This window comes from Pseudomonas guariconensis (assembly GCF_024127895.1).
GTDB lineage: Bacteria > Pseudomonadota > Gammaproteobacteria > Pseudomonadales > Pseudomonadaceae > Aquipseudomonas > Aquipseudomonas guariconensis_B.
In genome coordinates this window covers 84076-106618 of the sequence record NZ_JAMYBK010000017.1, presented here as the reverse complement: position 1 = coordinate 106618, position 22543 = coordinate 84076, and the positions used below count along the sequence as shown (strand labels likewise).

Here is a 22543-nt window from a genome sequence, read left to right as displayed (position 1 = left end):
CACTGTGGCCTGCGGGCCGAGGACAGCAACGATGTCGGATTACATCCAAGAGCAAGGCGCGGCGGCGACCAGCGACAGCCGACGCGAGGAACGCAAGATCATTTTCGCGTCATCCCTCGGGACGGTGTTCGAGTGGTATGACTTTTTTCTCTACGGTGCGCTGGCCGCGGTGATCAGCAAGCAGTTCTTCGCCGGCGTCAACGACACCACCGCCTTCATCTTCGCCCTCATGGCCTTCGCTGCCGGCTTCCTGGTGCGGCCCTTCGGCGCCTTGGTGTTCGGCCGCCTGGGCGACATGATCGGGCGCAAGTACACCTTCCTGGTGACCATCGTGCTGATGGGCCTGTCGACCTTCGCCGTCGGCCTGCTGCCCACCTACGCCAGCATCGGCATCGCCGCACCGATCATCCTGGTGGTGCTGCGCATGCTCCAGGGCCTGGCCCTGGGCGGTGAATACGGTGGCGCGGCGACCTACGTGGCCGAACATGCGCCGCCCGGCAAGCGCGGTTTCCATACCGGGTTCATCCAGTCCACCGCCACCCTCGGCCTGCTGCTGTCGCTGGTCGTGGTGCTGGGCAGCCGTTATATCAGCGGCGACCAGTTCGAAACCTGGGGCTGGCGGCTGCCGTTCCTGCTGTCGATCGTGCTGCTGGGGATTTCCACCTGGATCCGCATGAGCATGCACGAGTCCCCAGCCTTCGTGAAAATGAAAGCCCAGGGCAAGGTGAGCAAGTCGCCGATCCGTGAGTCGTTCACCTCCTGGCCGAACCTCAAGGTGGTGCTGACCGCGCTGTTCAGCATCAACGCCGGCCAGGCCGTGACCTTCTACACGGCACAGTTCTACGTGCTGTTCTTCATGACCCAGATGCTCAAGATGGACCCGGCCCAGGCCAACACGCTGCTGATCATCAGCGTGGTGATCGGGGCACCGTTCTTCGTGTTCTTCGGCTGGTTGTCGGACCGGGTCGGGCGCAAGCCGATCCTGATGCTTGGCCTGCTCCTGGCCACGCTGGCCTACTTCCCACTGTTCAAGGGCCTGAGCTATTACGCCAACCCGCAGATCGATGCCGCCAGCCGCCAGGCCCCCATCGTCGTCACGGCCGATCCGCAGGGCTGCACCTTCCAGTTCGACCCGGTCGGCAAGGCGCGCTTCGACAGCCCTTGCGACAAGGTCAAGACCTTCCTGGTCAAGCAGGGCCTGCCCTACAGCTCGGTGGATGCCACCGGGTCCGACGTGGTGGTGAGCATCGGCGACAAGACCATCACCGGCTTCGACGAGGCAGCCATGCGCGCGGCCATCGACCTGGCTGGCTACCCGGCCACGGCGGATCCGGAACAGGTCAACCAGGTGATGGTGGTGGTGCTGATCGTGGCCATGATCCTCATTGCCACCATGACCTACGGGCCGTTGGCGGCGGTGATGGTCGAACTGTTCCCGACCCGCATCCGCTACACCTCCATGTCACTGCCCTACCACATCGGCAATGGCTGGTTCGGGGGCTTCCTGCCGACCGTGTCGTTCGCGCTGGTGGTGTATACCGGGGATATCTTCTACGGGCTTTGGTATCCGGTGCTGATCACCGGGGTGAGCCTGGTGGTGGGGATCTTCTGCCTGAAGGAGACTCGGGATGTGGATATCGACAAGGTCTGATGGCCAATAGCGGCCGCTAAAAAAAACCGGCTGTAAAAGCCGGTTTTCTTATGCCTGCGAAAAAACTTATGCACGATTTCCAGAAAAATGACGCTCGTTGAAATAAGTAATGAATTCAACGAGTTGCATTATTTTCTACACCGCTAATCCAAAAATTGCTCACAAGTTATCCACAGATCGTCAGGCACTCTGCTGCGCCGGATTTTCCGCCACCGGCGGCAGCGAACCCATGGCCCGCTGGGCCGCTTCGTTCCAGGCCTGGGCACGCTCGTTGAGTTCGGCAATCGCCCGTGGGCCGGTACCTACCGGATACATCGGTTCGCCAATCACCACCTCGATGGTACCCGGGCGCTTGCCCCAGCCATCACGTGGCCAGAACTTGCCGGCGTTATGCGCCACTGGCAGCACCGGTAGCCCGGCGTTCACCGCCAGGGCGGTACCGCCGCGGGAGAACTTGCCGACCTGGCCATGGGGCACGCGGGTACCCTCGGGGAAGATCAGCACCCACACGCCCTGCTTGAGCAGTTCGTCGCCTTTGCTGGCGACGTGGCGCAAGGCCTCTTTCGGGTTGTTCCGGTCGATGGCGATGGGCCGCAGCATGGCCATGGCCCAGCCGAAGAACGGTACATAGAGCAGCTCGCGCTTGAGCACCTGGCTCAAGGGCTCGAAGTAGGCCGAGAGGAAGAACGTCTCCCAGGTGCTCTGGTGGTTGGAGAGGATCACGCAGGGCTCTTTCGGCACGTTCTCGGCGCCGGTGATCTTGTAGCGGATCCCCAGCACGACCCACGCCAGCCCAACGGCGAAACGGCACCAGTAGACGTTGATGAAGCGGTAGCGTTTACGGAACGGCAAGAAGGGCGCGACAAAGAAGCTCAGGGTGCACCACAGCAACGAACTGGTGCCCAGCAGCAGGTAAAAAAGAAAGACTCTGATCGCCTGCAGGATCGACATAGTGGCATGTACCGCCTTATGAAAAAGTGCGCCAGGCGGCGCACTATCGAGTAAGTTCTCTGGCGATGGCCGCCAAATCATCAAAAACCAGTGTGGCTTGGGGGACGCCTTTTTCCAGCGTCCGTTCACCCTTGCCGGTCTTCACCAGCACCGGTTGTGCACCGACGGCCAGGGCGGCCTCCAGGTCACCTTGGCTGTCGCCGACGAACCAGACGCCGGAGAGGTCGGCCTGGTAGTGCTCGGCGATCGCCCGCAGCATGCCGGGCTTGGGCTTGCGGCAATCGCAGCCATCATCCGGCCCGTGCGGGCAATGCACGATGTAGCCCACCTCGCCGCCCTGCTCGGCCACCAGCGCGCGCAGGCGCGCATGCATGGCCTCGAGGGTTTCCAGCGGGTAGTAGCCGCGGGCAATGCCGGACTGGTTGGTGGCCACGGCCACCGTCCAGCCCGCCTTGCTCAACTGCGCGATGGCCTCGATCGAGCCGGGGATGGGGATCCACTCCTCCAGCGACTTGATGTAGGCGTCGGAGTCGAAGTTGATCACTCCGTCCCGATCAAGAATCAGCAGCTTCAAGGCCTTACCCCAGCATCGAGATGTCGGCCACGCCCAGGAACAGGCCGCGCAGGCGGCTGAGCAGGGCATAACGGTTGGCGCGCACCTTGGCGTCCTCGGCGTTGACCATCACCGCCTCGAAGAAGGCGTCGACCGGGTCGCGCAGGGCTGCCAGGCGAGCCAGGGTCTCGCTGTACTGGCGCGCCGCAGCCATGGGCTGCACGGCCTGGTCGGCCTGCTGGATCGCCGAGTACAAGGAGAACTCGTTGGCATTGTCGAAGTACTTCGGCTCGACCTGTTCGGCGATGGCGCCTTCGGCCTTGCCCAGCAGGTTCGACACGCGCTTGTTCACCGCTGCCAGGGCCTCGGCCTCCGGCAGCTTGCGGAACGCCTGCACAGCCTGCACACGTTGGTCGAAGTCGAGCGCCGAACCTGGCTTGAGGGCCCGTACCGCGAGGTAGGTGGCGACATCGATGCCTTCGTCCTCGTAACGCGCACGCAGGCGGTCGAAGACGAACTCCAGCACCTGCTCGGAAAGGCCAGCGGCCTTGACCTTGGCGCCGTACTGGGCGACGGCGAAGTCCACGGCTTCGGTCAGGTCCAGGTCCAGCTGCTTCTCGATCAGGATGCGCAGCACGCCCAGGGCGGCACGGCGCAGGGCGTACGGGTCCTTGCTGCCGGTGGGCAGCATGCCGATACCGAAGATGCCGACCAGGGTGTCGAGCTTGTCGGCCACCGCCACGGCGGCGCCGGTCAGGGTCTGTGGCAGCTCGGCGCCGGCACCGCGCGGCATGTACTGCTCGTTCAGGGCCAGGGCGACGTCTTCCGGCTCGCCATCGTTGAGGGCGTAGTAGTAGCCGGCGATCCCCTGCATTTCAGGGAATTCGCCGACCATCTCGGTGGCCAGGTCGCACTTGGACAGCAAGCCCGCGCGGCCAGCACGCTGGGCATCGCCGCCGATGCGCGGGGCGATGAACGCGGCCAGCTTGGAAACGCGCTCGGCCTTGTCGTAGACCGTGCCCAACTGGGCCTGGAACACCACGTTCTTCAGGCGCTCGTTGAAGGTTTCCAGCGGCTGCTTCTTGTCTTGCTTGAAGAAGAACTCGGCGTCGGTCAGGCGCGGACGCACGACCTTCTCGTTGCCCAGCACGATCTGCTTCGGATCGTGGCTCTCGACGTTGGCCACGGTGATGAAGCGCGGCAGCAGCTTGCCTTCGCTGTCCAGCAGGCAGAAGTACTTCTGGTTGTCCTGCATGGTGGTGATCAGCGCTTCCTGCGGCACCTCGAGGAAACGCTCCTCGAACGAGCAGACCAGCGGCACCGGCCACTCGACCAGGGCGGTCACTTCGTCCAGCAGCGCCGGCGGCACGATGGCGCTGCCTTCCTGCTGCAGGGCCAGCTCGGCGACACGCTTGGCGATCAGTTCGCGGCGCTCGGCGAAATCGGCCAGCACGTAGGCCTTGCGCAGGTCCTCGACGTAGTTGGCCGGGGTGGTGATGACCACATTCTGCGGGTGGTGGAAACGGTGGCCACGGGACTCGCGACCGGCCTGCTGGGCGAGGAGGGTGCAGTCGACCACCTGGTCACCGAGCAGCATCACCAGCCACTGGGTCGGGCGCACGAACTCTTCGCGGCTGGCGCCCCAGCGCATGCGCTTGGGGATCGGCAGGTCGTTGAGCGAATCCTCGACGATGGTCGGCAACAGGCTGGTGGTCGGCTTGCCCGGGATGTGCTGGGAGAAGCGCAGCTTGGCGCCGCTCTGGTCGATCTCGGCGAGGTCGACGCCGCACTTCTTGGCGAAGCCCAGGGCGGCCTGGGTCGGGTTGCCCTCGGCGTCGAAGGCGGCCTGGCGGGGCGGGCCGTCGATATTGATGCTGCGGTCAGGCTGCTGCACGTCCAGCTGGCGGATCAGCACGGCCAGGCGACGCGGGGCGGCATAGACCTGCTTGCCGGTGTAGTTCAGGCCAGCGGCCTGCAGGCCTTTCTCGATACCGGCCAGGAAGGCGTCGCCCAGGCTGGCGAGGGCCTTGGGTGGCAGCTCTTCGGTGCCCAGTTCGACCAGAAAATCTTGAGCACTCATTGTGCAGCCTCCAGCTTAGCCAACACTTCGTCACGCAGTTCAGGGGTGGCCATCGGGAAGCCCAGGCGCGCACGGGCTTGCAGATAGCTTTGCGCCACGTCCCGGGCCAGGGTACGCACGCGCAGGATGTAGCGCTGACGCTCGGTCACCGAGATGGCGCGGCGGGCGTCGAGCAGGTTGAAGGTATGGGAAGCCTTCAGGACCATTTCGTAGGTCGGCAGCGGCAGCTCCAGCTTGATCAGGCGGTTGGCTTCGCTTTCGTAGAAGTCGAACAGTTCGAACAGCTTGTCGACGTTGGCGTGCTCGAAGTTGTAGGTCGACTGCTCCACCTCGTTCTGGTGGAACACATCGCCGTAGGTGACCTTGCCGAACGGGCCATCGGCCCAGACCAGGTCGTACACCGAGTCGACGCCCTGGATGTACATGGCCAGGCGCTCCAGGCCATAGGTGATCTCACCGGTGACCGGGTAGCACTCGATGCCGCCGACCTGCTGGAAGTAGGTGAACTGGGTGACTTCCATGCCGTTGAGCCAGATTTCCCAACCCAGGCCCCAGGCACCGAGGGTCGGCGATTCCCAGTTGTCTTCGACGAAGCGGATGTCGTGGACCAGCGGATCCAGGCCGATCGCCTTCAGCGAGCCCAGGTACAGCTCCTGGAAGTTGGCCGGGTTCGGCTTGAGCACCACCTGGAACTGGTAGTAGTGCTGCAGGCGGTTGGGGTTCTCGCCATACCGCCCGTCGCCTGGACGACGGCTGGGCTGCACATAGGCGGCGTTCCAGGTTTCCGGGCCGACGGCGCGCAGGAAGGTGGCGGTATGGAATGTGCCGGCGCCTACTTCCATATCGTAGGGCTGAAGCACCACACAACCTTGCTCCGCCCAGTACTGCTGCAGGGCGAGGATCAGGTCTTGGAAGGTACGCACGGCTGGCGTAGGCTGGCTCACGAAATTCACCTGTATCTGGGGATGCGGATGTAAAGAGCGGGAGTATAACCTGATTCGCCTCGCCCTCTACTCATTGGAGCCTTATGCCACGCTGCTTTTGGTGTACCGACGATCCGTTGTACCAGGCCTATCACGACCAGGAGTGGGGAACGCCGCAGCGTGACCCGGCGTTGCTCTTCGAGATGCTTTTGCTCGAAGGGTTCCAGGCCGGGCTCTCCTGGATCACCGTATTGAAGAAGCGCGAGCGCTACCGGCAAGTGCTGCACGGCTTCGACCCGGTGCAGCTTGCGCAGATGAGCGACGAACGGATCGACGCACTGATGCTCGACCCCGGCATCATCCGCAACCGCCTCAAGCTCAACGCCGCCCGGCGCAATGCCCGGGCCTGGCTGGCTGTGGATAACCCTGGCGAATGGCTGTGGTCGTTCGTCGGCGGTGTGCCGAAGGTCAACCATTTCAAGGACCGTAGCGAAGTGCCGGCGGTCACCGACGAGGCCAGGGCCATGAGCAAGGCCCTGCAGAAAGCCGGTTTCACCTTTGTCGGCCCGACCATCTGCTACGCCTTCATGCAGGCCACCGGCATGGTCATGGACCACACCACCGACTGCGATCGCTACGCCGCCCTGCTGCGCTGAAAGGTTACAATGCGCGCCTTGCAGAAATAAGGAATCGGCCTGTGGAAAAATTCAAGGGCGCCCTGATGGTCGGGGTGCTGCGACTGTTCGCCAAGCTGCCCTGGAGCGCGGTACAGCGCGTCGGCGCGGGTATCGGCTGGCTCATGTGGAAGGTCCCCAACGGCTCGCGCAACGTGGTGCGCATCAACCTGGCCAAGTGCTTCCCGGAGATGGACCCGGCCGAACGCGAGAAGCTCGTCGGCCGTGCGCTGATGGACATCGGCAAGTCCTTCGTCGAGAGCGCCTGTGCCTGGATCTGGCCACCGCAGCGTTCGCTGGAGCTGGTCAAGGAGGTGCACGGCCTGGAAGTGCTGGAGCAGGCCCTGGCCTCGGGCAAGGGCGTGGTCGGCATCACCAGCCACCTGGGCAACTGGGAGGTGCTGAACCACTTCTATTGCAGCCAGTGCAAGCCGATCATCTTCTACCGACCGCCCAAGTTGAAGGCGGTGGACGACCTGCTGCGTGAGCAGCGGGTGCAGATGGGCAACCGGGTGGCGCCTTCGACCAAGGAAGGCATCCTCAGCGTGATCAAGGAAGTGCGCCGTGGCGGCCAGGTGGGCATTCCCGCCGACCCGGAGCCGGCCGAGTCCGCCGGGGTGTTCGTGCCGTTCCTCGGCACCCAGGCCCTGACCAGCAAGTTCGTGCCGAACATGCTGGCCGGCGGCAAGGCCGTGGGGGTGTTCCTGCATGCCCTGCGCCTGCCCGATGGGTCGGGGTTCAAGGTGTTCCTGGAGGCGGCGCCGCAGGAGATGTACAGCGAGGACGTGACGGTGTCGGCGGCGGCCATGAGCAAGGTGGTCGAACGCTATGTGCGCGAGTACCCGAGCCAGTATATGTGGAGCATGAAACGCTTCAAGAAGCGCCCGGCGGGCGAGGCGCGCTGGTACTGAGTGGCGCTGGGCCCGATGCCTGCCATTTGGGGCTGCTTTGCAGCCCATCGCCGGCAAGCCGGCTCCCACAGGGGCCGCGTAAAGCCACTATCAGTTCTCTGCGTGACAGCGCAGCCCAAAGGTTGGGTAATCTCCCACAGCGTCCTCTGCATGCCACATGATTTGCGCGCAGCACTGGCCACCCCTGTGGGAGCCGGCTTGCCGGCGATGGGGCGCGAAGCGGCCCCAAAGGCAACTGAACGTTCTGAAGCGGCACGGCGCCCTGCAAGGTTTTTCAGGGCTTCGACGCTTTATCCAGCCTCTTGAGATACACCATCATCTCCCGCTCGGCCTGCTTGTCGCCATGGCCCTGCGCCGCCACGATCCCCTCCTCCCAGGCCTTGCGCGCCGCCGCCAGGTCGCCCTGCAGCTGGTACGCCTTGCCCAGCAGCTTCCATGCCGCCGAATACTTCGGATCATGCTCGACGCAACGCGCCAGGTGCACGGCCGCCTCGGCACCGTTGCCTTCGTCGAGCCAGGCCTTGCCCAGGCCGAATCGCAGCAGGGCGTTGTCCACACCCTTGGCCAGCATCTTCTCCAGTGATTCGCGCATGCTGCTTCCTCCTAGAAGAAACTCAGCCCCACGTGGAACAGCTTCTCCACGTCACGGATATGCTTCTTATCCACAACGAACAGGATCACATGGTCGCCCGCCTCGATCACCGTGTCGTCGTGGGCGATCAGCACTTCCTCGTCGCGGATGATCGCGCCGATGGTGGTGCCTGGCGGCAGGGCGATGTCCTCGATGGCCTTGCCGATCACCTTGCTCGACTTCGAGTCGCCATGGGCCACCGCTTCGATGGCCTCGGCCGCACCACGGCGCAGGGAATGCACGCTGACGATGTCGCCACGGCGCACGTGGGCCAGCAGGGTGCCGATGGTGGCCAACTGCGGGCTGATGGCGATATCGATGTCGCCGCCCTGGACCAGGTCGACATAGGCCGGGTTGTTGATCAGCGTCATCACCTTGCGTGCACCCAGGCGCTTGGCCAGCAGCGAGGACATGATGTTGGCCTCGTCGTCGTTGGTCAGGGCCAGGAACACGTCGGCGTCGGAGATGTTCTCCTCGAGCATCAGGTCCTTGTCCGAGGCGCTGCCCTGCAGGACCACGGTGCTTTCCAGGGTGTCGGAGAGGTGGCGGCAACGCGCCGGGCTCATCTCGATGATCTTCACCTGGTAGCGGCTCTCGATGGCCTCGGCCAGGCGTTCGCCGATCTGCCCGCCACCGGCGATGACCACGCGCTTGTTGGTTTCGTCGATACGGCGCAGCTCGCCCATCACCGCGCGGATGTGGCCCCTGGCGGCGATGAAGAAGACTTCGTCGTCGGCCTCGATCACCGTGTCGCCATGGGGCTTGATCGGCCGGTCGCGGCGGAAGATCGCCGCCACGCGGGTATCGATGCTCGGCATGTGGGCGCGGATCTGGCGCAGTTGCTGGCCCACCAGGGGGCCACCGTAGTAGGCCTTGACCGCCACCAGCTGGGCCTTGCCCTCGGCGAAGTCGATCACCTGCAGGGCACCGGGGTGCTCGATCAGGCGCTTGATGTAGTTGGTCACCACCTGCTCGGGGCTGATCAGCACGTCCACCGGGATGGCTTCGTTGTCGAACAGCTCGGCGCGCGTCAGGTAGGCGGATTCACGCACCCGGGCGATCTTGGTCGGGGTGTGGAACAACGTGTAGGCGACCTGGCAGGCCACCATGTTGGTCTCGTCGCTGTTGGTCACCGCCACCAGCATGTCGGCATCGTCGGCACCGGCCTGGCGCAGCACCGTGGGCAGCGAGCCACGGCCCTGCACGGTGCGGATGTCGAGGCGGTCGCCGAGGTCGCGCAGGCGGTCGCCGTCGGTGTCGACCACGGTGATGTCGTTGGCTTCGCTGGCCAGGTGTTCTGCCAGCGTACCGCCTACCTGCCCTGCGCCGAGGATGATGATCTTCATCGCGAGTCCTGGTCCTTGTGCTTGCTTATCCGCGCGAGGCGGCGATCTTGATCAGCTTGGCATAGTAGAAGCCGTCGTGGCCGCCTTCCTGGGCCAGCAACTGGCGACCATGGGGTTGGCGCAGGCCAGCCTCGGTCGCCAGGTCCAGCTCGCGGGCGCCTGGGGTGCGGGCGAGGAAGGCGTCGATCACGTCGGTGTTTTCCGTCGGCAGGCTCGAGCAGGTCGCATAGAGCAGCATGCCACCGACTTCCAGGGTCGGCCACAGGGCATCGAGCAGCTCGCCTTGCAGGGCGGCCAGGGCCGGAATGTCGTCGGCCTGGCGGGTCAGCTTGATGTCCGGGTGGCGGCGGATCACGCCGGTGGCCGAGCACGGAGCGTCCAGCAGGATGCGCTGGAACGGCTTGCCGTCCCACCAACTGGCTGTGTCGCGGGCATCGCAGGCGATCAGCCGGGCGTCGAGGCCCAGGCGCTCGAGGTTCTCGCGGACCCGCGCCAGGCGCTTCTCTTCCAGGTCGATGGCCACGACCTCGCCCAGGCCGGCCTCGGCTTCGAGCAGGTGGCAGGTCTTGCCACCCGGTGCGCAGCAGGCATCCAGCACGCGCTGCCCGGGTGCCAGCTCCAGCAGGTCGGCGGCCAGTTGCGCGGCTTCATCCTGCACGCTGACCCAGCCTTCGGCGAAACCCGGCAGGCCGCGTACGTCGCAGGCCTCGGCCAGCAGGATACCGTCGCGGCTGTACCGGCAGGGGCTGGCGGCGATACCGGCCTCGGCCAGCAGGGCCAGGTAGGCGTCGCGGCTGTGGTGGCGACGGTTGACCCGCAGGATCATCGGCGGATGGGCATTGTTGGCGGCGCAGATGGCCTCCCACTGCTCGGGCCAGAAGGCCTTGAGCGACTTCTGCAGCCAGCGTGGGTGAGCGGTGCGTACCACTGGGTCGCGCGCCATGCCCGCGAGGATGCCCTCGCCTTCGCGCTGGGCGCGGCGCAGCACGGCATTGAGCAAGCCCTTGGCCCAAGGCTTCTTCAGTTTGTCGGCGCAGCCGACGGTCTCGCCGATGGCGGCGTGGGCCGGGATGCGCGTATAGAACAGCTGGTACAGGCCGACCAGCAGCAACGCCTGCACATCGCTGTCGGCGGCCTTGAAGGGCTTTTGCAGCAACTGCGCGGCCAGCAGCTCCAGGCGTGGTTGCCAGCGGGCGGTGCCGAAGGCCAGGTCCTGGACCAGGCCCCGGTCACGGTCCTCGACCTTGTCCAACTGCGCCGGCAACGAGCTGTTCAGCGAGGCCTTGCCACTGAGCACGGCGGCCAGGGCGCGGGCGGCGGCCAGGCGTGGGTTCATTGGCCGAGTACCTTGTGGCTGGCGAACTTCTCGCGGCGGCTGTTGAACAGGTCGCTAAAGCCCAGGGCCTTGCCGCCGGGCAGTTGCAGGCGGGTCAGGCACAGCGCCTGCTCGCCGCAGGCGACCACCAGGCCATCCTTGCTGGCGCTGAGGATCTCGCCGGGGGTGCCCGTGCCTGTGGACAAGGTCGCGGCCAGGACCTTCACGCTTTCCCCGTCGAGGGTGCTGTGGCACACCGGCCACGGGTTGAAGGCACGGATCAGACGTTCCAGCTCGACAGCCGGGCGGCTCCAGTCGATGCGCGCCTCGTCCTTGTTCAGCTTGTGTGCATAGGTGGCCAGGGCATCGTCCTGCACCTCGCCTTGCAGGCTGCCATCGGCAAGGCCGGCGATGGCCTGCACCACGGCGGGTGGGCCCATCTCGGCGAGGCGGTCGTGCAGGCTGCCGCCGGTGTCCTCGGCGCCGATGGGGGTGACCACCTTGAGCAGCATCGGGCCTGTGTCCAGGCCGGCCTCCATGCGCATCACGGTGACGCCGCTCTCGGCGTCGCCCGCTTCCACGGCGCGCTGGATCGGCGCCGCGCCGCGCCAGCGCGGCAGCAAGGAGGCGTGGCTGTTGATGCAGCCCAGGCGCGGGATATCGAGCACCGCCTGGGGCAGGATCAGGCCATAGGCGACCACCACCATCAGGTCTGGGGCGAGCGCGGCGAGCTCTGCCTGGGCCTCGGCGTTGCGCAGGGTCGGCGGCTGGAACACCGGGATGTCGTGGGCCATGGCCAGTTGCTTGACCGGGCTGGGCATGAGCTTCTGGCCACGCCCGGCCGGGCGGTCCGGCTGAGTGTAGACGGCCACCACGTCATAGGGGCTGTCGAGCAAGGCCTTGAGGTGTTCGGCGGCAAACTCTGGTGTGCCTGCGAAGACGATGCGCATGGAGTTCTCGCTTCAAAAAAGAAAAAGGCTTGCCGTGGCAAGCCTTCTGGAAGGGGTGGATCAGGCTTGCTGGCGGTGCTGCTTTTCCAGCTTCTTCTTGATCCGGTCGCGTTTGAGCTGTGACAGGTAATCGACGAACAGCTTGCCGTTGAGGTGGTCGCACTCATGCTGGATGCACACCGCCAGCAGGCCCTCGGCCTCCAGCTCGTAGGGCTTGCCATCGCGGTCCAGGGCCTTGACCCTGACACGCAGCGGGCGGTCGACGTTCTCGTAGAAGCCAGGCACCGACAGGCAACCTTCCTGGTACTGGCCCATGTCGTGGGTCAGTTCCTCGATCTCGGGGTTGATGAACACGCGCGGCTCGCTGCGGTCCTCGCTCAGGTCCATGACCACCACGCGCTTGTGCACGTTGACCTGGGTGGCGGCCAGGCCGATGCCAGGGGCTTCGTACATGGTTTCAAACATGTCATCGATCAGCTGGCGCAGGGCGTCGTCGACTTCCGTCACCGGTTTGGCGATGGTGCGCAGGCGCGGGTCCGGGAATTCGAGAATGTTCAGAATGGCCATAGGGGTCAGGCAGTCACTGTGCGTTCGGTTGAAAACTGAACACACATAATAAAGGGAAACGGGGAATTCGGCACCTGGCAAAGCTCGGCTAGGGTGTGAAAGGACGCCTCGTCCCTCATTCGATGGACAGGTTGTCAAAGTATTATCAACAAAGTTATCCACAGGTTGTGCCACGTGGATACCCCTCTGTCGATCAAGGATGATCCGCCATGACCCCACCTTTTTGCGCCGCTTGCCCACCTGCCGAACTGGAGGCGCGATTGCGCCTGCATCGTCTTCCCGAAGTGGGGGCGCGGCGCTTGCGTACCCTGATCGAAGCCTTCGGCAGCGCCTCGTCGGCACTCACGGCGCCGGCCAGCGCGTGGCGTTCGCTGGGGTTGCCCGCAGCCTGTGCCGAGGCCCGCCGCAGCGCCGAGGTGCGTGACGGTGCCAACGCCGCAATGGCCTGGCTAGAGCGTCCCGAGCAGCATTTGCTGATGTGGGACGACCCTGCCTATCCGGCCTTGCTGGCCGAAACGGACGATGCTCCACCGCTGCTTTTCGTCGCGGGCAACCCGGCTTTGCTGGAGCGGCCACAGCTGGCTATCGTTGGGAGTAGACGTGCTTCACCCCCTGCCCTGGATACCGCTGCTGCGTTTGCCCGGTGCCTGGCCCGGGCTGGTTTCACCATCACCAGCGGGCTGGCGCTGGGGGTGGATGGCGCCGCTCATCGGGCCGCGCTGGAGGCCGAAGGGCAGACGATCGCCGTGCTTGGCACGGGCCTGCAAAAACTTTATCCACAGCGCCACCGTGAGTTGGCCCAGGCGATTATCGACAGGGGCAGCGCGCTCGTTTCCGAGTATCCCCTCGATGCCGGGCCGCTCGCTGGCAACTTCCCCCGGCGCAATCGGATCATCAGCGGCTTGTCGTTGGGCGTGCTGGTGGTGGAGGCGAGCCTGGCCAGCGGCTCGCTGATCACTGCCCGGCTGGCTGCCGAGCAGGGGCGGGAGGTCTATGCGATTCCAGGTTCGATCCATCATCCCGGTGCCAAGGGCTGTCACCAACTGATCCGCGACGGCGCGCTGCTGGTGGAAAGCGTGGAACAGATCCTGGAAAGCCTGCGCGGCTGGCAGAACCTGCCTCCCGCGCCTGTGGACGAACCCGATCATCCGTTGCTCGCCCTGCTCCTGGCGGCCCCCCAGACCAGCGAAGGGCTCGCCCAGCGCAGCGGCCAGCCGCTGGCCCAGGTGCTGGCCAGCCTCACCGAGCTCGAACTGCAGGGGCGGGTCGGTAATGAAGCCGGGCGTTGGTTTGCCCGGGCCGGCTAAGTAAACTGCGCGTCAGCCTTTATGCGGAGAGACGACGATGGTGAGCAGTTGGCGTGTGCAACAAGCCGCACGTGAGATTCGGGCGGGCGCGGTGATCGCCTATCCGACGGAGGCGGTCTGGGGCCTGGGCTGCGACCCGTGGAACGAAGACGCGGTGTATCGCCTGCTGGCGCTCAAGTCGCGGCCTGTGGACAAGGGGCTGATCCTGGTGGCCGACAATATCCGCCAGTTCGATTTCCTGTTCGAGGATTTTCCACAGGACTGGATCGACCGCATGGGCAGTACCTGGCCGGGGCCGAACACCTGGCTGGTGCCGCATCAGGACCTGTTGCCCGAGTGGGTGACCGGGGAGCATGACACCGTGGCGCTGCGGGTCAGCGATCATCCGCTGGTGCGGGAGCTGTGCGCGTTGGTAGGGCCGCTGATCTCGACCTCCGCCAACCCCGGCGGGCGCCCGGCGGCCAAGAGCCGGTTGCGGGTGGAGCAGTATTTCCATGGCCAGCTGGACCTGGTGCTGGGTGGGGCGCTGGGGGGGCGCAAGCATCCGAGCGTGATTCGCAATCTGGCGACTGGGGAAGTCGTTCGACCGGGGTAACCGGTTGTTCTCGGCGGGGGCTACGCCCCCGATTCGTGGGCAAGCCCCGCCCAGAAAACCCCGCAGACTTTTCTGATTCTGGCCTGAGATAGCTATCTGACTCGCAATTCGGGAAATATCCTACGAACCCTGTCGACCGCCATCACCTTCTCAGTGGGAACTCCTGCCTCTAGGCTCCAGACCGTCGCCGAACAACTTGGCGATCGGGTGTGGTAACCCGGATATTTCAGGCGGTTCACAGCCTATGGCGGCTGTGCGCGGGAGGCTTCGTGCCTACCGGGACTAGCCTCCTGCCCGGCTTACCACCCCGCGTACAGCTGCCACCCAAACCGTGTGGTAACGGGTGAGTGTCAGCTCCAATCATCAGGAGCGCACCATGAAAAAAATCGTACCGGATCCACCCCTTCCTTCTACCACTACCCACCCCTTCGGCCGTTGCGACGCCGGTCACCCACCCCTCTTCACCGTAAACCCCGACATCTGCGCCCACGATGCTCTGGTCCACGTAGCGCTTTACCTGCGCTGTGCCTACGAAACCGGCTACAAGGCGCTTGACCACCTGGGTGAATCAGGTCGAGGCATGTACTGGTCGAGCTTGCATGCGATCGAGATGGCCGAGGGATTGGTGGAGGCCATGCTGGATGACATTGAGTCTGCGCCAACGGGGCAGCAGGGAGCCTGAAGCAAGGCAGGCAGAGCCTCATCAGGTCTAGCCCATTCGCGGGCAAGCCCGCTCCCACATGGCCCTGCAAATCACATCGTTGGTGATCGACTCAGAACCCTGTGGGAGCGGGCTTGCCCGCGAATGGGCCGCAGAGCGGCCCCTGGTTCAGGGCAGCAGGACCGTCGAACCCACCGTCCGGCGCGCCGACAATTGCGCTTGTGCCTTGGCCGCCTCGCTCAGCGGGTACCGTTGCTGGATATCCACCACCAGCTTGCCGCTGGTGATCATGCCGAACAGGTCATCGGCCATCAGTTGGGTGTTCTCGGCATTGTTGGCATAGGACGCCAGGGTCGGCCGGGTGACGTACAGCGAGCCCTTCTGCGCCAGGATGCCGAGGTTCACGCCGGTCACCGCGCCGGAGGCATTGCCGAAGCTCACCATCAACCCGCGCGGGCGCAGGCAGTCGAGCGAGGTCAGCCAGGTGTCGGCGCCCACGCCGTCGTAGACCACCGGGCACTTCTTGCCGTCGGTCAGTTCCAGCACCCGCTGCGCCACGTCCTCGCGGCTGTAGTCGATGGTTTCCCACGCCCCCAGCGCCTTGGCGCGTTCGGCCTTTTCAGCCGAGCTCACGGTGCCGATCAGCTTGGCGCCCAGGGCCTTGGCCCACTGGCAGGCCAGGGAGCCGACCCCGCCGGCGGCGGCATGGAACAGAATGATGTCGCCATGCTGCACGGCGTAGGTCTGCTTGAGCAGGTACTGCACGGTCAGGCCCTTGAGCATCACCGCCGCGGCCTGTTCGAAGCTGATCGCCTCTGGCAACTTGACCAGGTTGGCCTCCGGCAAGGTGTGCACCTCGCTGTAGGCGCCCAGCGGCCCGCCGGCGTAGGCCACACGGTCGCCGACCTGCAGGCGGGTCACCCCCTCGCCCACCGCCTCGACCACGCCGGCCGCCTCGGTGCCCAGGCCCGAAGGCAGTGCGGGCGGTGCGTACAGCCCACTGCGAAAGTAGGTGTCGATGAAGTTCAGGCCGACCGCATGGTTACGCACGCGAACCTGCTGCGGGCCGGGTGGGGCCGGATCGAACTCGACCCACTGCAACACCTCTGGGCCGCCATGCTGGCTGAACTGGATACGCTTGGCCATCTCGCACTCCTGTTGTCGGGATTGGGACAGGCCCTCTATCGGACGCCTTTGCTTGATCGCCGTCAACTGCGGCGTGGCGGCCGCCGGTGGTATGCTAGCCGGCGAATTTCTTCTCCGCTCCTTCCAGGTGACCCGATGACCAGCCGCACCGAGGCCGTGAAAGCCTACCTGCTCGACCTGCAAGACCGCATCTGCTCTGCCCTCGAGAACGAAGACGGCGGCGCCCGCTTCGTCGAGGATGCCTGGGTGCGCGAAGCCGGTGGCGGTGGCCGCACGCGGGTGATCGGCGAGGGCAAGGTGATCGAGAAAGGTGGCGTGAACTTCTCCCACGTGTTCGGTGCCGGCCTGCCGCCGTCGGCCAGTGCCCACCGTCCGGAGCTGGCGGGCCGTGGCTTCGAGGCGCTGGGCGTGTCGCTGGTGATCCACCCGCACAACCCGCACGTGCCCACCTCCCACGCCAATGTGCGTTTCTTCATCGCCGAGAAGGAAGGCGAGGAGCCGGTCTGGTGGTTCGGCGGCGGCTTCGACCTGACCCCCTACTACGGCAATGAGGAAGACTGCATCCACTGGCACCGGGTCGCCGAGCAGGCCTGTGCGCCCTTCGGCGCCGATGTCTACCCGCGCTACAAGGCCTGGTGCGACCGCTATTTCCACCTCAAGCACCGTGGCGAGCCGCGTGGCATCGGCGGGCTGTTCTTCGATGACCTGAACGAGTGGGACTTCGACACCTGCTTCGCCTTCATCCGCGCCATCGGCGATGCCTACATCGACGCCTACCTGCCCATCGTCCAGCGCCGCAAGGCCACGCCCTACACGGCCCAGCAGCGTGAATTCCAGGAGTACCGCCGTGGGCGCTACGTGGAATTCAACCTGGTCTACGACCGTGGCACCCTGTTCGGGCTGCAGTCGGGCGGGCGTACCGAGTCGATCCTCATGTCGCTGCCGCCGCAGGTGCGCTGGGGCTACGACTGGAAGCCCGAGCCGGGCAGCGAGGAAGCGCGCCTGACCGAGTACTTCCTGCAGGACCGCGACTGGCTCAGCCAGTAAGCCGGTGGAAACTTAAGGAGCCCCCATGGACCAGTACGTCGTTTTCGGCAACCCCATCGGCCACAGCAAGTCGCCGTTGATCCACCGCCTGTTCGCCGACCAGACCGGCCAGGACCTGGAATACAGCACTCTGCTGGCACCGCTGGATGAGTTCAGCGACTGCGCGCGCGGTTTCTTCAAGCAGGGCCGTGGCGCCAACGTCACCGTGCCATTCAAGGAAGAAGCCTTCCGCCTGTGCGACAGCCTGACGCCGCGTGCCCGGCGCGCTGGTGCTGTGAACACCCTGAGCAAGCTGGACGACGGCACCCTGCAGGGCGACAACACCGACGGCGCAGGCCTGGTGCGTGACCTGACCGTCAACGCCGGGGTGGAGCTGGCTGGCAAGCGCATCCTGGTCCTGGGCGCGGGTGGGGCGGTGCGTGGGGTATTGGAGCCGATCCTGGCGCATGGGCCGCAGTCGCTGGTGATCGCCAACCGTACCGTGGAGAAAGCCGAGCAACTGGCCCGCGAGTTCGATGAGCTGGGGCCGGTGGTCGCCAGTGGCTTCGCCTGGCTGCAGGAGCCGGTGGACCTGATCATCAATGCCACCTCGGCGAGCCTGTCCGGCGAGTTGCCGCCGATCGCCGACAGCCTGGTCGAGCCAGGGCGCACGGTGTGCTACGACATGATGTACGGCAAGGAGCCGACGCCGTTCTGCCAGTGGGCCACGAAGCTGGGCGCGGCCAAGGTACTCGATGGGCTGGGGATGCTGGCCGAGCAGGCGGCCGAGGCGTTCTTCATCTGGCGTGGGGTGCGGCCGGATACCGGGCCGGTGCTGGATGAACTGAGGCGACAGTTGGCGCGGGGGTGAGCCCTGGTGTTGTGGGGCCGCAAAGCGGCCCCCGGCACCTTCACTCCTCGAACCGGATCGGACACAGCTCCACCCCTTCCAGCTTCTGCAACTCCTCGATCACCTGCGCACGGGCCCGATGCAAGGTCAGGCTGCCGCCGTTGCGCGTCAGGCGCCTGGCTTCGCGGTGCAGCATGTCCACCCCTGAATAGTCGATGAAGTTGATCTGCCGCGCATCGATCACCACGTGCGGCCCCTGGCAACGCTGCAGGCGCACCTGCAGGTAATGCGCGGCGCCGAAGAAGATCGAGCCGCCGACCCGCAGCACATCGGCCTCCCCTTCCCGGCTCTGCTGTACCCGTGGCCGCGAGGTGCGCTTGAGGTAGAAGAACAGCGAGGCCAGCACCCCGGCATAGATCGCCGTCTGCAACTCCAGCAGCAGCGTGGCGGCGGCGGTCAGCGCCATCACCAGGAACTCCGAGCGGCTGACGCGAAATAGCGCGCGGATCGCCCGGTGATCCACCAGCCCCCAGCAGATCAGCAGGATGCTGCCGGCCATGGCCGGGATCGGCAGGTGGGCGATCAACCCGGCACCCGCCACGGCGAACAGCGCCACCCACAGCGCCGAGAACACCCCGGCCAGCGGCGAGCGGGCGCCTGCGTCGTAGCTCAGCCCCGAGCGGGTGAAGGAGCCGGACGACAGGTAACCGGAGAACAATGCGCCGACCATGTTCGACAGGCCCTGGGCGCGGATCTCCTGGTTGGCATCGATCAACTGCTCGGAGCGCGCCGACAAGGAGCGGGCGATCGACAGGCTGGTGACCAGCCCGAGCATGCCCACCGCCACGGCGCTGGGCAGCAGGCGCAGGATCAGTTCCAGGTCCAGCAGCGGCAGGGGGCTCAGCGGCGGCAGTTGGCCGACGAAGGCCGGCACGCGCGGTACATGGCCGAAGAGGCCGGGCAACAGCCAGGCCAGCAGGCTGACGATCACCAGGCTTATCAACAGGCTGGGCCAGCGTGGGCGCCAGAGCTTGAGGGTGATCCCGATCAGTACGGTGAGCAGGCCCAGTGCCAGGGAGGGCAGGTCCACCTCGCCGGCATGGCTGGCCAGGTCCTGCACCGTCTTCAATGCCGTGGCCTGGCTTGGCAGGTCCATGCCCAGCAGGTTCGGCAGTTGGCCGAGGGCGATCACCACCGCCGCGCCGAGGGTGAAGCCGATCACCACGGAATGGGAGACGAAGTTGACCAGCGCGCCGAAGCGCAGCAGGCCGAGCAGCAGTTGGAACACGCCGCCGAGGAAGGTCAACAGCAGTACCAAGGTGACGTAGTCGTCGCTGCCGGCGACCGCCAGCGGGCTGATGCTGGCGTAGAGGACGATGGAAATGGCCGCGGTCGGCCCGCAGATCAGGTGCCAGGACGAGCCCCACAGGCAAGCCACCAGCACCGGTACGATGGCTGCGTACAGGCCGTATTCGGCGGGCAGGCCGGCGATCAGGGCGTAGGCGATCGATTGCGGCAGGGCGAGGATGGCGCCGCTCAGACCGACCAGCAGGTCCTGGCGCAGGCTGCGGCCCGATTGGCGTGGTAGCCAGGTGAGAAAAGGCAGCAGGAGATGGAGGCGGGGCATGCGTTGTTCCTGGTATCCGGTCAGCATTCGAGATCGCAGGCGAGGGCTGTGCCCTCGACAAGGCCGCTCCCACAGGGATCGCGCATGTGGGAGCGGCCTTGTGTCGCGAAAGGGCCGCAGCACGGCCCCGACAGCTTAACAGGCGATGCTCACAACTTGGCCTTCACCGCCGCCAGGGCATCCCCGCCCTGCCTGGTGGTCACCCCGGCAAGCCAGCCCTCCAGCAACTGCGGGTGCGTCTTGACCCAGCCTTTGGCCGCCTCGTCGAAACTGACTTTCTTGTCCACGACCTGCGCCATGATGGCGTTTTCCATGTCCAGCGTGAACGTCAGGTTCCCCAGCAGTTTCGCGGCGTTCGGGCACGCCTGTGGATAACCGTTGCGTACCAGGGTGTATACGTCACCCTTGCCGCCGAACCATTTCTCCCCGCCGCTCAGGTAGTGCATCTTCAGCTTCACGTTCATCGGGTGCGGCGTCCAACCGAGGAAGGTGATGAACTGCTGCTTCTGCGTGGCCCGCTGCACCTGGGCGAGCATGGCCTGTTCGCTGGACTCCACCAGCTTCCACTGGCCGAGGTCGAATTCGTTCTTGTCGATGATCTGCTTGAGCGACAGGTTGGCGGGGGCGCCGGAGCCGATGCCATAGAGCTTCTTGTCGAAACGGTCGGCGTACTTGTGCAAGTCGGCGAAGTTCTTCACGCCGGCGTTCCACACGTAGTCCGGCACCGCCAGGGTGAACTCGGTGCCTTCGAGGTTGCGCGCCAGGCGCTGGACGTCGCCGCTGGCGATGAACTTGTCATGGAAGCCCTGTTGCGCCGGCATCCAGTTGCCGAGGAAGGCATCCACCCGGCCATCCTTGAGGCCGCCATAGATGATCGGCACGGCCAGGTTGTCGATCTTCACCTGGTAGCCCAGGCTCTCCAGCAGCAGGCGGGCGATGGCGTTGGTGGAGGCGATGTCGCTCCAGCCGGGGTCGGCCATCTTCACGGTGCTGCATTGCGTGTCACTGTCGGCGTGGGCCGTGACCGCACCCAGGCCAAGGGCCAGGGCGATCACGGCGGTGGAGAATCTATTCATGGCGGCCTCTCTACTCAATCCAGGGGTGCGGGCTGTGGATAACGTGCCTTGCGCTCGAGGTCGTCGAGATCGATGTGGTTGCGCATGTACTGTTGGCTGGCGTCCACCAACGGTTGGTGGTCCCAGCTTTTCAGCTTGCCGATGGCCAGGGCCTCGGCCACCAGGCGGCGGCGGCGCTGGCTGGCCAGCACCTGCTGGCGCAGGTGGGGAAGGTCCCAGCGTTGCCGGGCTTCATCGACAAATGCCTGCAGCAGCGCCTGGTGATCCGGGCTGCCGGTGAGGTTCTCCCGCTCGTGCGGGTCGCGGCTCAGGTCATAGAGTAGGCAAGGGTCGTCCTCGCTGTACACGAATTTGTACGGGCCGCGGCGGATCATCAACAGCGGGCCGACCGTGCCTTCGGCCATGTACTCGCCGATCACCTCGTCATGCCCGCCCTGCCCTTGCAGGTGGCCGAGCAGCGAGCGGCCGTCCAGGTGCAGGCTGGCGTCGACCTGGCCGCCGGCCAGCTCCACCAGGGTCGGCAGCAGGTCGCAGGTGGACACCGCGGCGCCGACCCGCGCCGGGGCGAAGCGTTTGGGCGCGTGGACCAGCAGCGGCACCCGCGCCGACATCTCGAACCAGTGCATCTTGTACCAGAGCCCGCGCTCGCCGAGCATGTCGCCGTGGTCGCCGGAGAACACGATCAGGGTGTCGTCGGCCAGGTCGCATTCCTCCAGGGTTTGCAGCAACTTGCCGATGTTGTCGTCGATGTAGCTGCAGGCACCGAAGTAGGCGCGGCGGGCGTCGCGGATCTTGTGTTCGGGCAGCGGCTTGTCCCACAGGTCGTAGACCTTGAGCAGGCGTTGCGAATGTGGGTCTTGCGCGTGCTGGGCGAGGGTGTCGCGGGGCATGGGGATGTCCACAGCCTCGTAGAGATCCCAGTAGTGCCGGGGAATGGTGTACGGGTCGTGGGGGTGGGTCATGGAGACGGTCAGGCAGAACGGCCGGCCATCGCTCTCGCGGACATGGTCGTAGAGGTATTGGCGGGCCTTGAACACCACCTCCTCGTCGAAGTCCAGCTGGTTGGTGCGCACGCACGGCCCGGCCTGCAGCACCGAGGACATGTTGTGGTACCAGCTCGGGCGTTCGTCGGGGGCGTCCCAGTTCACCGCCCAGCCGTAGTCGGCCGGGTAGATGTCGCTGGTCAGGCGTTCCTCGTAGCCGTGCAACTGGTCCGGGCCGCAGAAGTGCATCTTGCCGGACAGCGCGGTGCGGTAGCCGAGGCGGCGCAGGTAATGGGCGTAGGTGGGGATGTCGGCCGGAAAGTCGGCGGCGTTGTCGTAGGCGCCGATGCGGCTGGGCAACTGGCCGCTGACCAGGGTGAAGCGCGAGGGTGCGCACAGGGGGCTGTTGCAGTAGGCGGCGTCGAACACCACCGCTCGCTCGGCCAGCCGGACCAGATGCGGCATCTTGATGGGGGACGGGTTGTAGATCGGCAGCATGGGCGCGGCCATCTGGTCGGCCATGATGAACAGGATGTTAGGGCGCTTCATGGTTGGCTTCCATCGTTGAAGGTTATGGGAACCGCTTGCGAACGAGGATGAAGCCGTGGGTATCAGGGGTAAAGCCCATGGTGGGCAATGGCTGGGATTAGCTGGGGTTATGTTTTAGCCAGATAATTGAGCGGTGGGTTTCGATCCTGGGGCGCGAAGCGGCCCCAGCGC

At 65.6% G+C, this 22543-nt stretch carries 21 protein-coding genes; 8 read left to right on the top strand and 13 right to left on the bottom strand.

Going from position 1 to position 22543, the window contains the following annotated elements:
* Positions 1 to 31 precede the first annotated feature (31 nt).
* Complete coding sequence (locus NJF35_RS17470; protein ID WP_225789929.1) at positions 32 to 1651, top strand: MFS transporter; 1620 nt, start codon at positions 32 to 34, stop codon at positions 1649 to 1651.
* A gap of 180 nt (positions 1652 to 1831) precedes the next feature.
* Here the strand turns inward: NJF35_RS17470 and NJF35_RS17465 are convergent, their stop codons facing one another.
* From NJF35_RS17465 to glyQ, 4 genes are read right to left on the bottom strand one after another with little or no spacing between them, the layout of a single operon-like run.
* Positions 1832 to 2602, bottom strand: a complete 771-nt coding sequence (locus tag NJF35_RS17465) for a lysophospholipid acyltransferase family protein (RefSeq protein ID WP_225789930.1) — start codon at positions 2600 to 2602, stop codon at positions 1832 to 1834.
* A 43-nt stretch (positions 2603 to 2645) separates the two neighbouring features.
* Positions 2646 to 3176, bottom strand: a complete 531-nt coding sequence (gene gmhB, locus NJF35_RS17460; RefSeq protein WP_225789931.1) for a D-glycero-beta-D-manno-heptose 1,7-bisphosphate 7-phosphatase — start codon at positions 3174 to 3176, stop codon at positions 2646 to 2648.
* 4 nt (positions 3177 to 3180) lie between these two features.
* Positions 3181 to 5235: a glycine--tRNA ligase subunit beta gene (gene glyS, locus NJF35_RS17455; RefSeq protein WP_253091324.1), complete on the bottom strand. Its 2055-nt coding sequence runs from the start codon at positions 5233 to 5235 to the stop codon at positions 3181 to 3183.
* Positions 5232 to 6179 carry a glycine--tRNA ligase subunit alpha gene (glyQ, locus tag NJF35_RS17450; RefSeq protein ID WP_225789933.1) on the bottom strand — a complete coding sequence of 316 codons (948 nt, stop codon included), beginning with the start codon at positions 6177 to 6179 and terminating at the stop codon, positions 5232 to 5234. The genes glyS and glyQ overlap by 4 nt, the downstream gene beginning before the upstream one ends.
* A gap of 83 nt (positions 6180 to 6262) precedes the next feature.
* Here glyQ and NJF35_RS17445 point away from each other — a divergent pair, with 83 nt between their 5' ends.
* The gene (locus NJF35_RS17445) at positions 6263 to 6814 is read left to right on the top strand and encodes a DNA-3-methyladenine glycosylase I (RefSeq protein WP_225789934.1); all 552 of its coding nucleotides are present in this window, start codon (positions 6263 to 6265) and stop codon (positions 6812 to 6814) included.
* A gap of 41 nt (positions 6815 to 6855) precedes the next feature.
* Positions 6856 to 7743 carry a lysophospholipid acyltransferase gene (locus tag NJF35_RS17440; protein WP_225789935.1) on the top strand — a complete coding sequence of 296 codons (888 nt, stop codon included), beginning with the start codon at positions 6856 to 6858 and terminating at the stop codon, positions 7741 to 7743.
* Between the two features lie 274 nt (positions 7744 to 8017).
* On the opposite strand, the gene NJF35_RS17435 is transcribed toward NJF35_RS17440, so the two are convergent.
* The 5 genes from NJF35_RS17435 to def are packed head-to-tail and all read right to left on the bottom strand — an operon-like array spanning position 8018 to position 12552.
* Positions 8018 to 8335, bottom strand: a complete 318-nt coding sequence (locus NJF35_RS17435) for a tetratricopeptide repeat protein (protein ID WP_225789936.1) — start codon at positions 8333 to 8335, stop codon at positions 8018 to 8020.
* An 11-nt stretch (positions 8336 to 8346) separates the two neighbouring features.
* A complete protein-coding gene (trkA, locus tag NJF35_RS17430) occupies positions 8347 to 9720 on the bottom strand; it encodes a Trk system potassium transporter TrkA (RefSeq protein WP_225789937.1) in 1374 nt (457 codons plus the stop codon).
* Positions 9721 to 9745: 25 nt separating this feature from the next.
* Complete coding sequence (gene rsmB / locus NJF35_RS17425; RefSeq protein WP_253091323.1) at positions 9746 to 11056, bottom strand: 16S rRNA (cytosine(967)-C(5))-methyltransferase RsmB; 1311 nt, start codon at positions 11054 to 11056, stop codon at positions 9746 to 9748.
* Positions 11053 to 11985 (bottom strand): methionyl-tRNA formyltransferase, encoded by a 933-nt coding sequence (gene fmt, locus NJF35_RS17420; protein ID WP_253080747.1) that lies wholly within the window; start codon positions 11983 to 11985, stop codon positions 11053 to 11055. The genes rsmB and fmt overlap by 4 nt, the downstream gene beginning before the upstream one ends.
* A 60-nt stretch (positions 11986 to 12045) precedes the next feature.
* Positions 12046 to 12552: a peptide deformylase gene (gene def / locus NJF35_RS17415; RefSeq protein WP_225789940.1), complete on the bottom strand. Its 507-nt coding sequence runs from the start codon at positions 12550 to 12552 to the stop codon at positions 12046 to 12048.
* A 209-nt stretch (positions 12553 to 12761) separates the two neighbouring features.
* On the opposite strand from def, the gene dprA reads away from it, so the two are divergent.
* From dprA to NJF35_RS17400, 3 genes are all read left to right on the top strand, one after another.
* Positions 12762 to 13859, top strand: coding sequence for a DNA-processing protein DprA (gene dprA / locus NJF35_RS17410; protein ID WP_253091322.1), 1098 nt, complete (start codon positions 12762 to 12764; stop codon positions 13857 to 13859).
* Positions 13860 to 13896: 37 nt separating this feature from the next.
* Positions 13897 to 14454, top strand: coding sequence for an L-threonylcarbamoyladenylate synthase (locus tag NJF35_RS17405; protein WP_225789942.1), 558 nt, complete (start codon positions 13897 to 13899; stop codon positions 14452 to 14454).
* A gap of 376 nt (positions 14455 to 14830) precedes the next feature.
* Entirely contained in the window at positions 14831 to 15136 is a 306-nt protein-coding gene (locus NJF35_RS17400) for a DUF3077 domain-containing protein (RefSeq protein WP_225789943.1), read from the top strand.
* Between the two features lie 147 nt (positions 15137 to 15283).
* On the opposite strand, the gene NJF35_RS17395 is transcribed toward NJF35_RS17400, so the two are convergent.
* On the bottom strand, positions 15284 to 16261 hold the full coding sequence (locus tag NJF35_RS17395) for an NADPH:quinone reductase (protein WP_225789944.1): 978 nt from the start codon (positions 16259 to 16261) through the stop codon (positions 15284 to 15286).
* 135 nt (positions 16262 to 16396) lie between these two features.
* On the opposite strand from NJF35_RS17395, the gene hemF reads away from it, so the two are divergent.
* Together hemF and aroE are read left to right on the top strand one after the other, a co-directional pair.
* Positions 16397 to 17308, top strand: a complete 912-nt coding sequence (gene hemF / locus NJF35_RS17390) for an oxygen-dependent coproporphyrinogen oxidase (RefSeq protein ID WP_225789945.1) — start codon at positions 16397 to 16399, stop codon at positions 17306 to 17308.
* Positions 17309 to 17333: 25 nt separating this feature from the next.
* Positions 17334 to 18158, top strand: a complete 825-nt coding sequence (gene aroE / locus NJF35_RS17385; protein WP_225789946.1) for a shikimate dehydrogenase — start codon at positions 17334 to 17336, stop codon at positions 18156 to 18158.
* A 40-nt stretch (positions 18159 to 18198) separates the two neighbouring features.
* Here aroE and NJF35_RS17380 read toward each other — a convergent pair whose 3' ends face one another.
* The 3 genes from NJF35_RS17380 to betC all read right to left on the bottom strand — a co-directional run bounded on the left by NJF35_RS17380 (position 18199) and on the right by betC (position 22372).
* Complete coding sequence (locus NJF35_RS17380; RefSeq protein ID WP_253080750.1) at positions 18199 to 19764, bottom strand: SulP family inorganic anion transporter; 1566 nt, start codon at positions 19762 to 19764, stop codon at positions 18199 to 18201.
* Positions 19765 to 19913: 149 nt separating this feature from the next.
* Positions 19914 to 20840: a choline ABC transporter substrate-binding protein gene (choX, locus tag NJF35_RS17375; RefSeq protein WP_225789948.1), complete on the bottom strand. Its 927-nt coding sequence runs from the start codon at positions 20838 to 20840 to the stop codon at positions 19914 to 19916.
* A gap of 14 nt (positions 20841 to 20854) precedes the next feature.
* Positions 20855 to 22372, bottom strand: coding sequence for a choline-sulfatase (gene betC, locus NJF35_RS17370; RefSeq protein ID WP_225789949.1), 1518 nt, complete (start codon positions 22370 to 22372; stop codon positions 20855 to 20857).
* Positions 22373 to 22543: the final 171 nt, after the last annotated feature.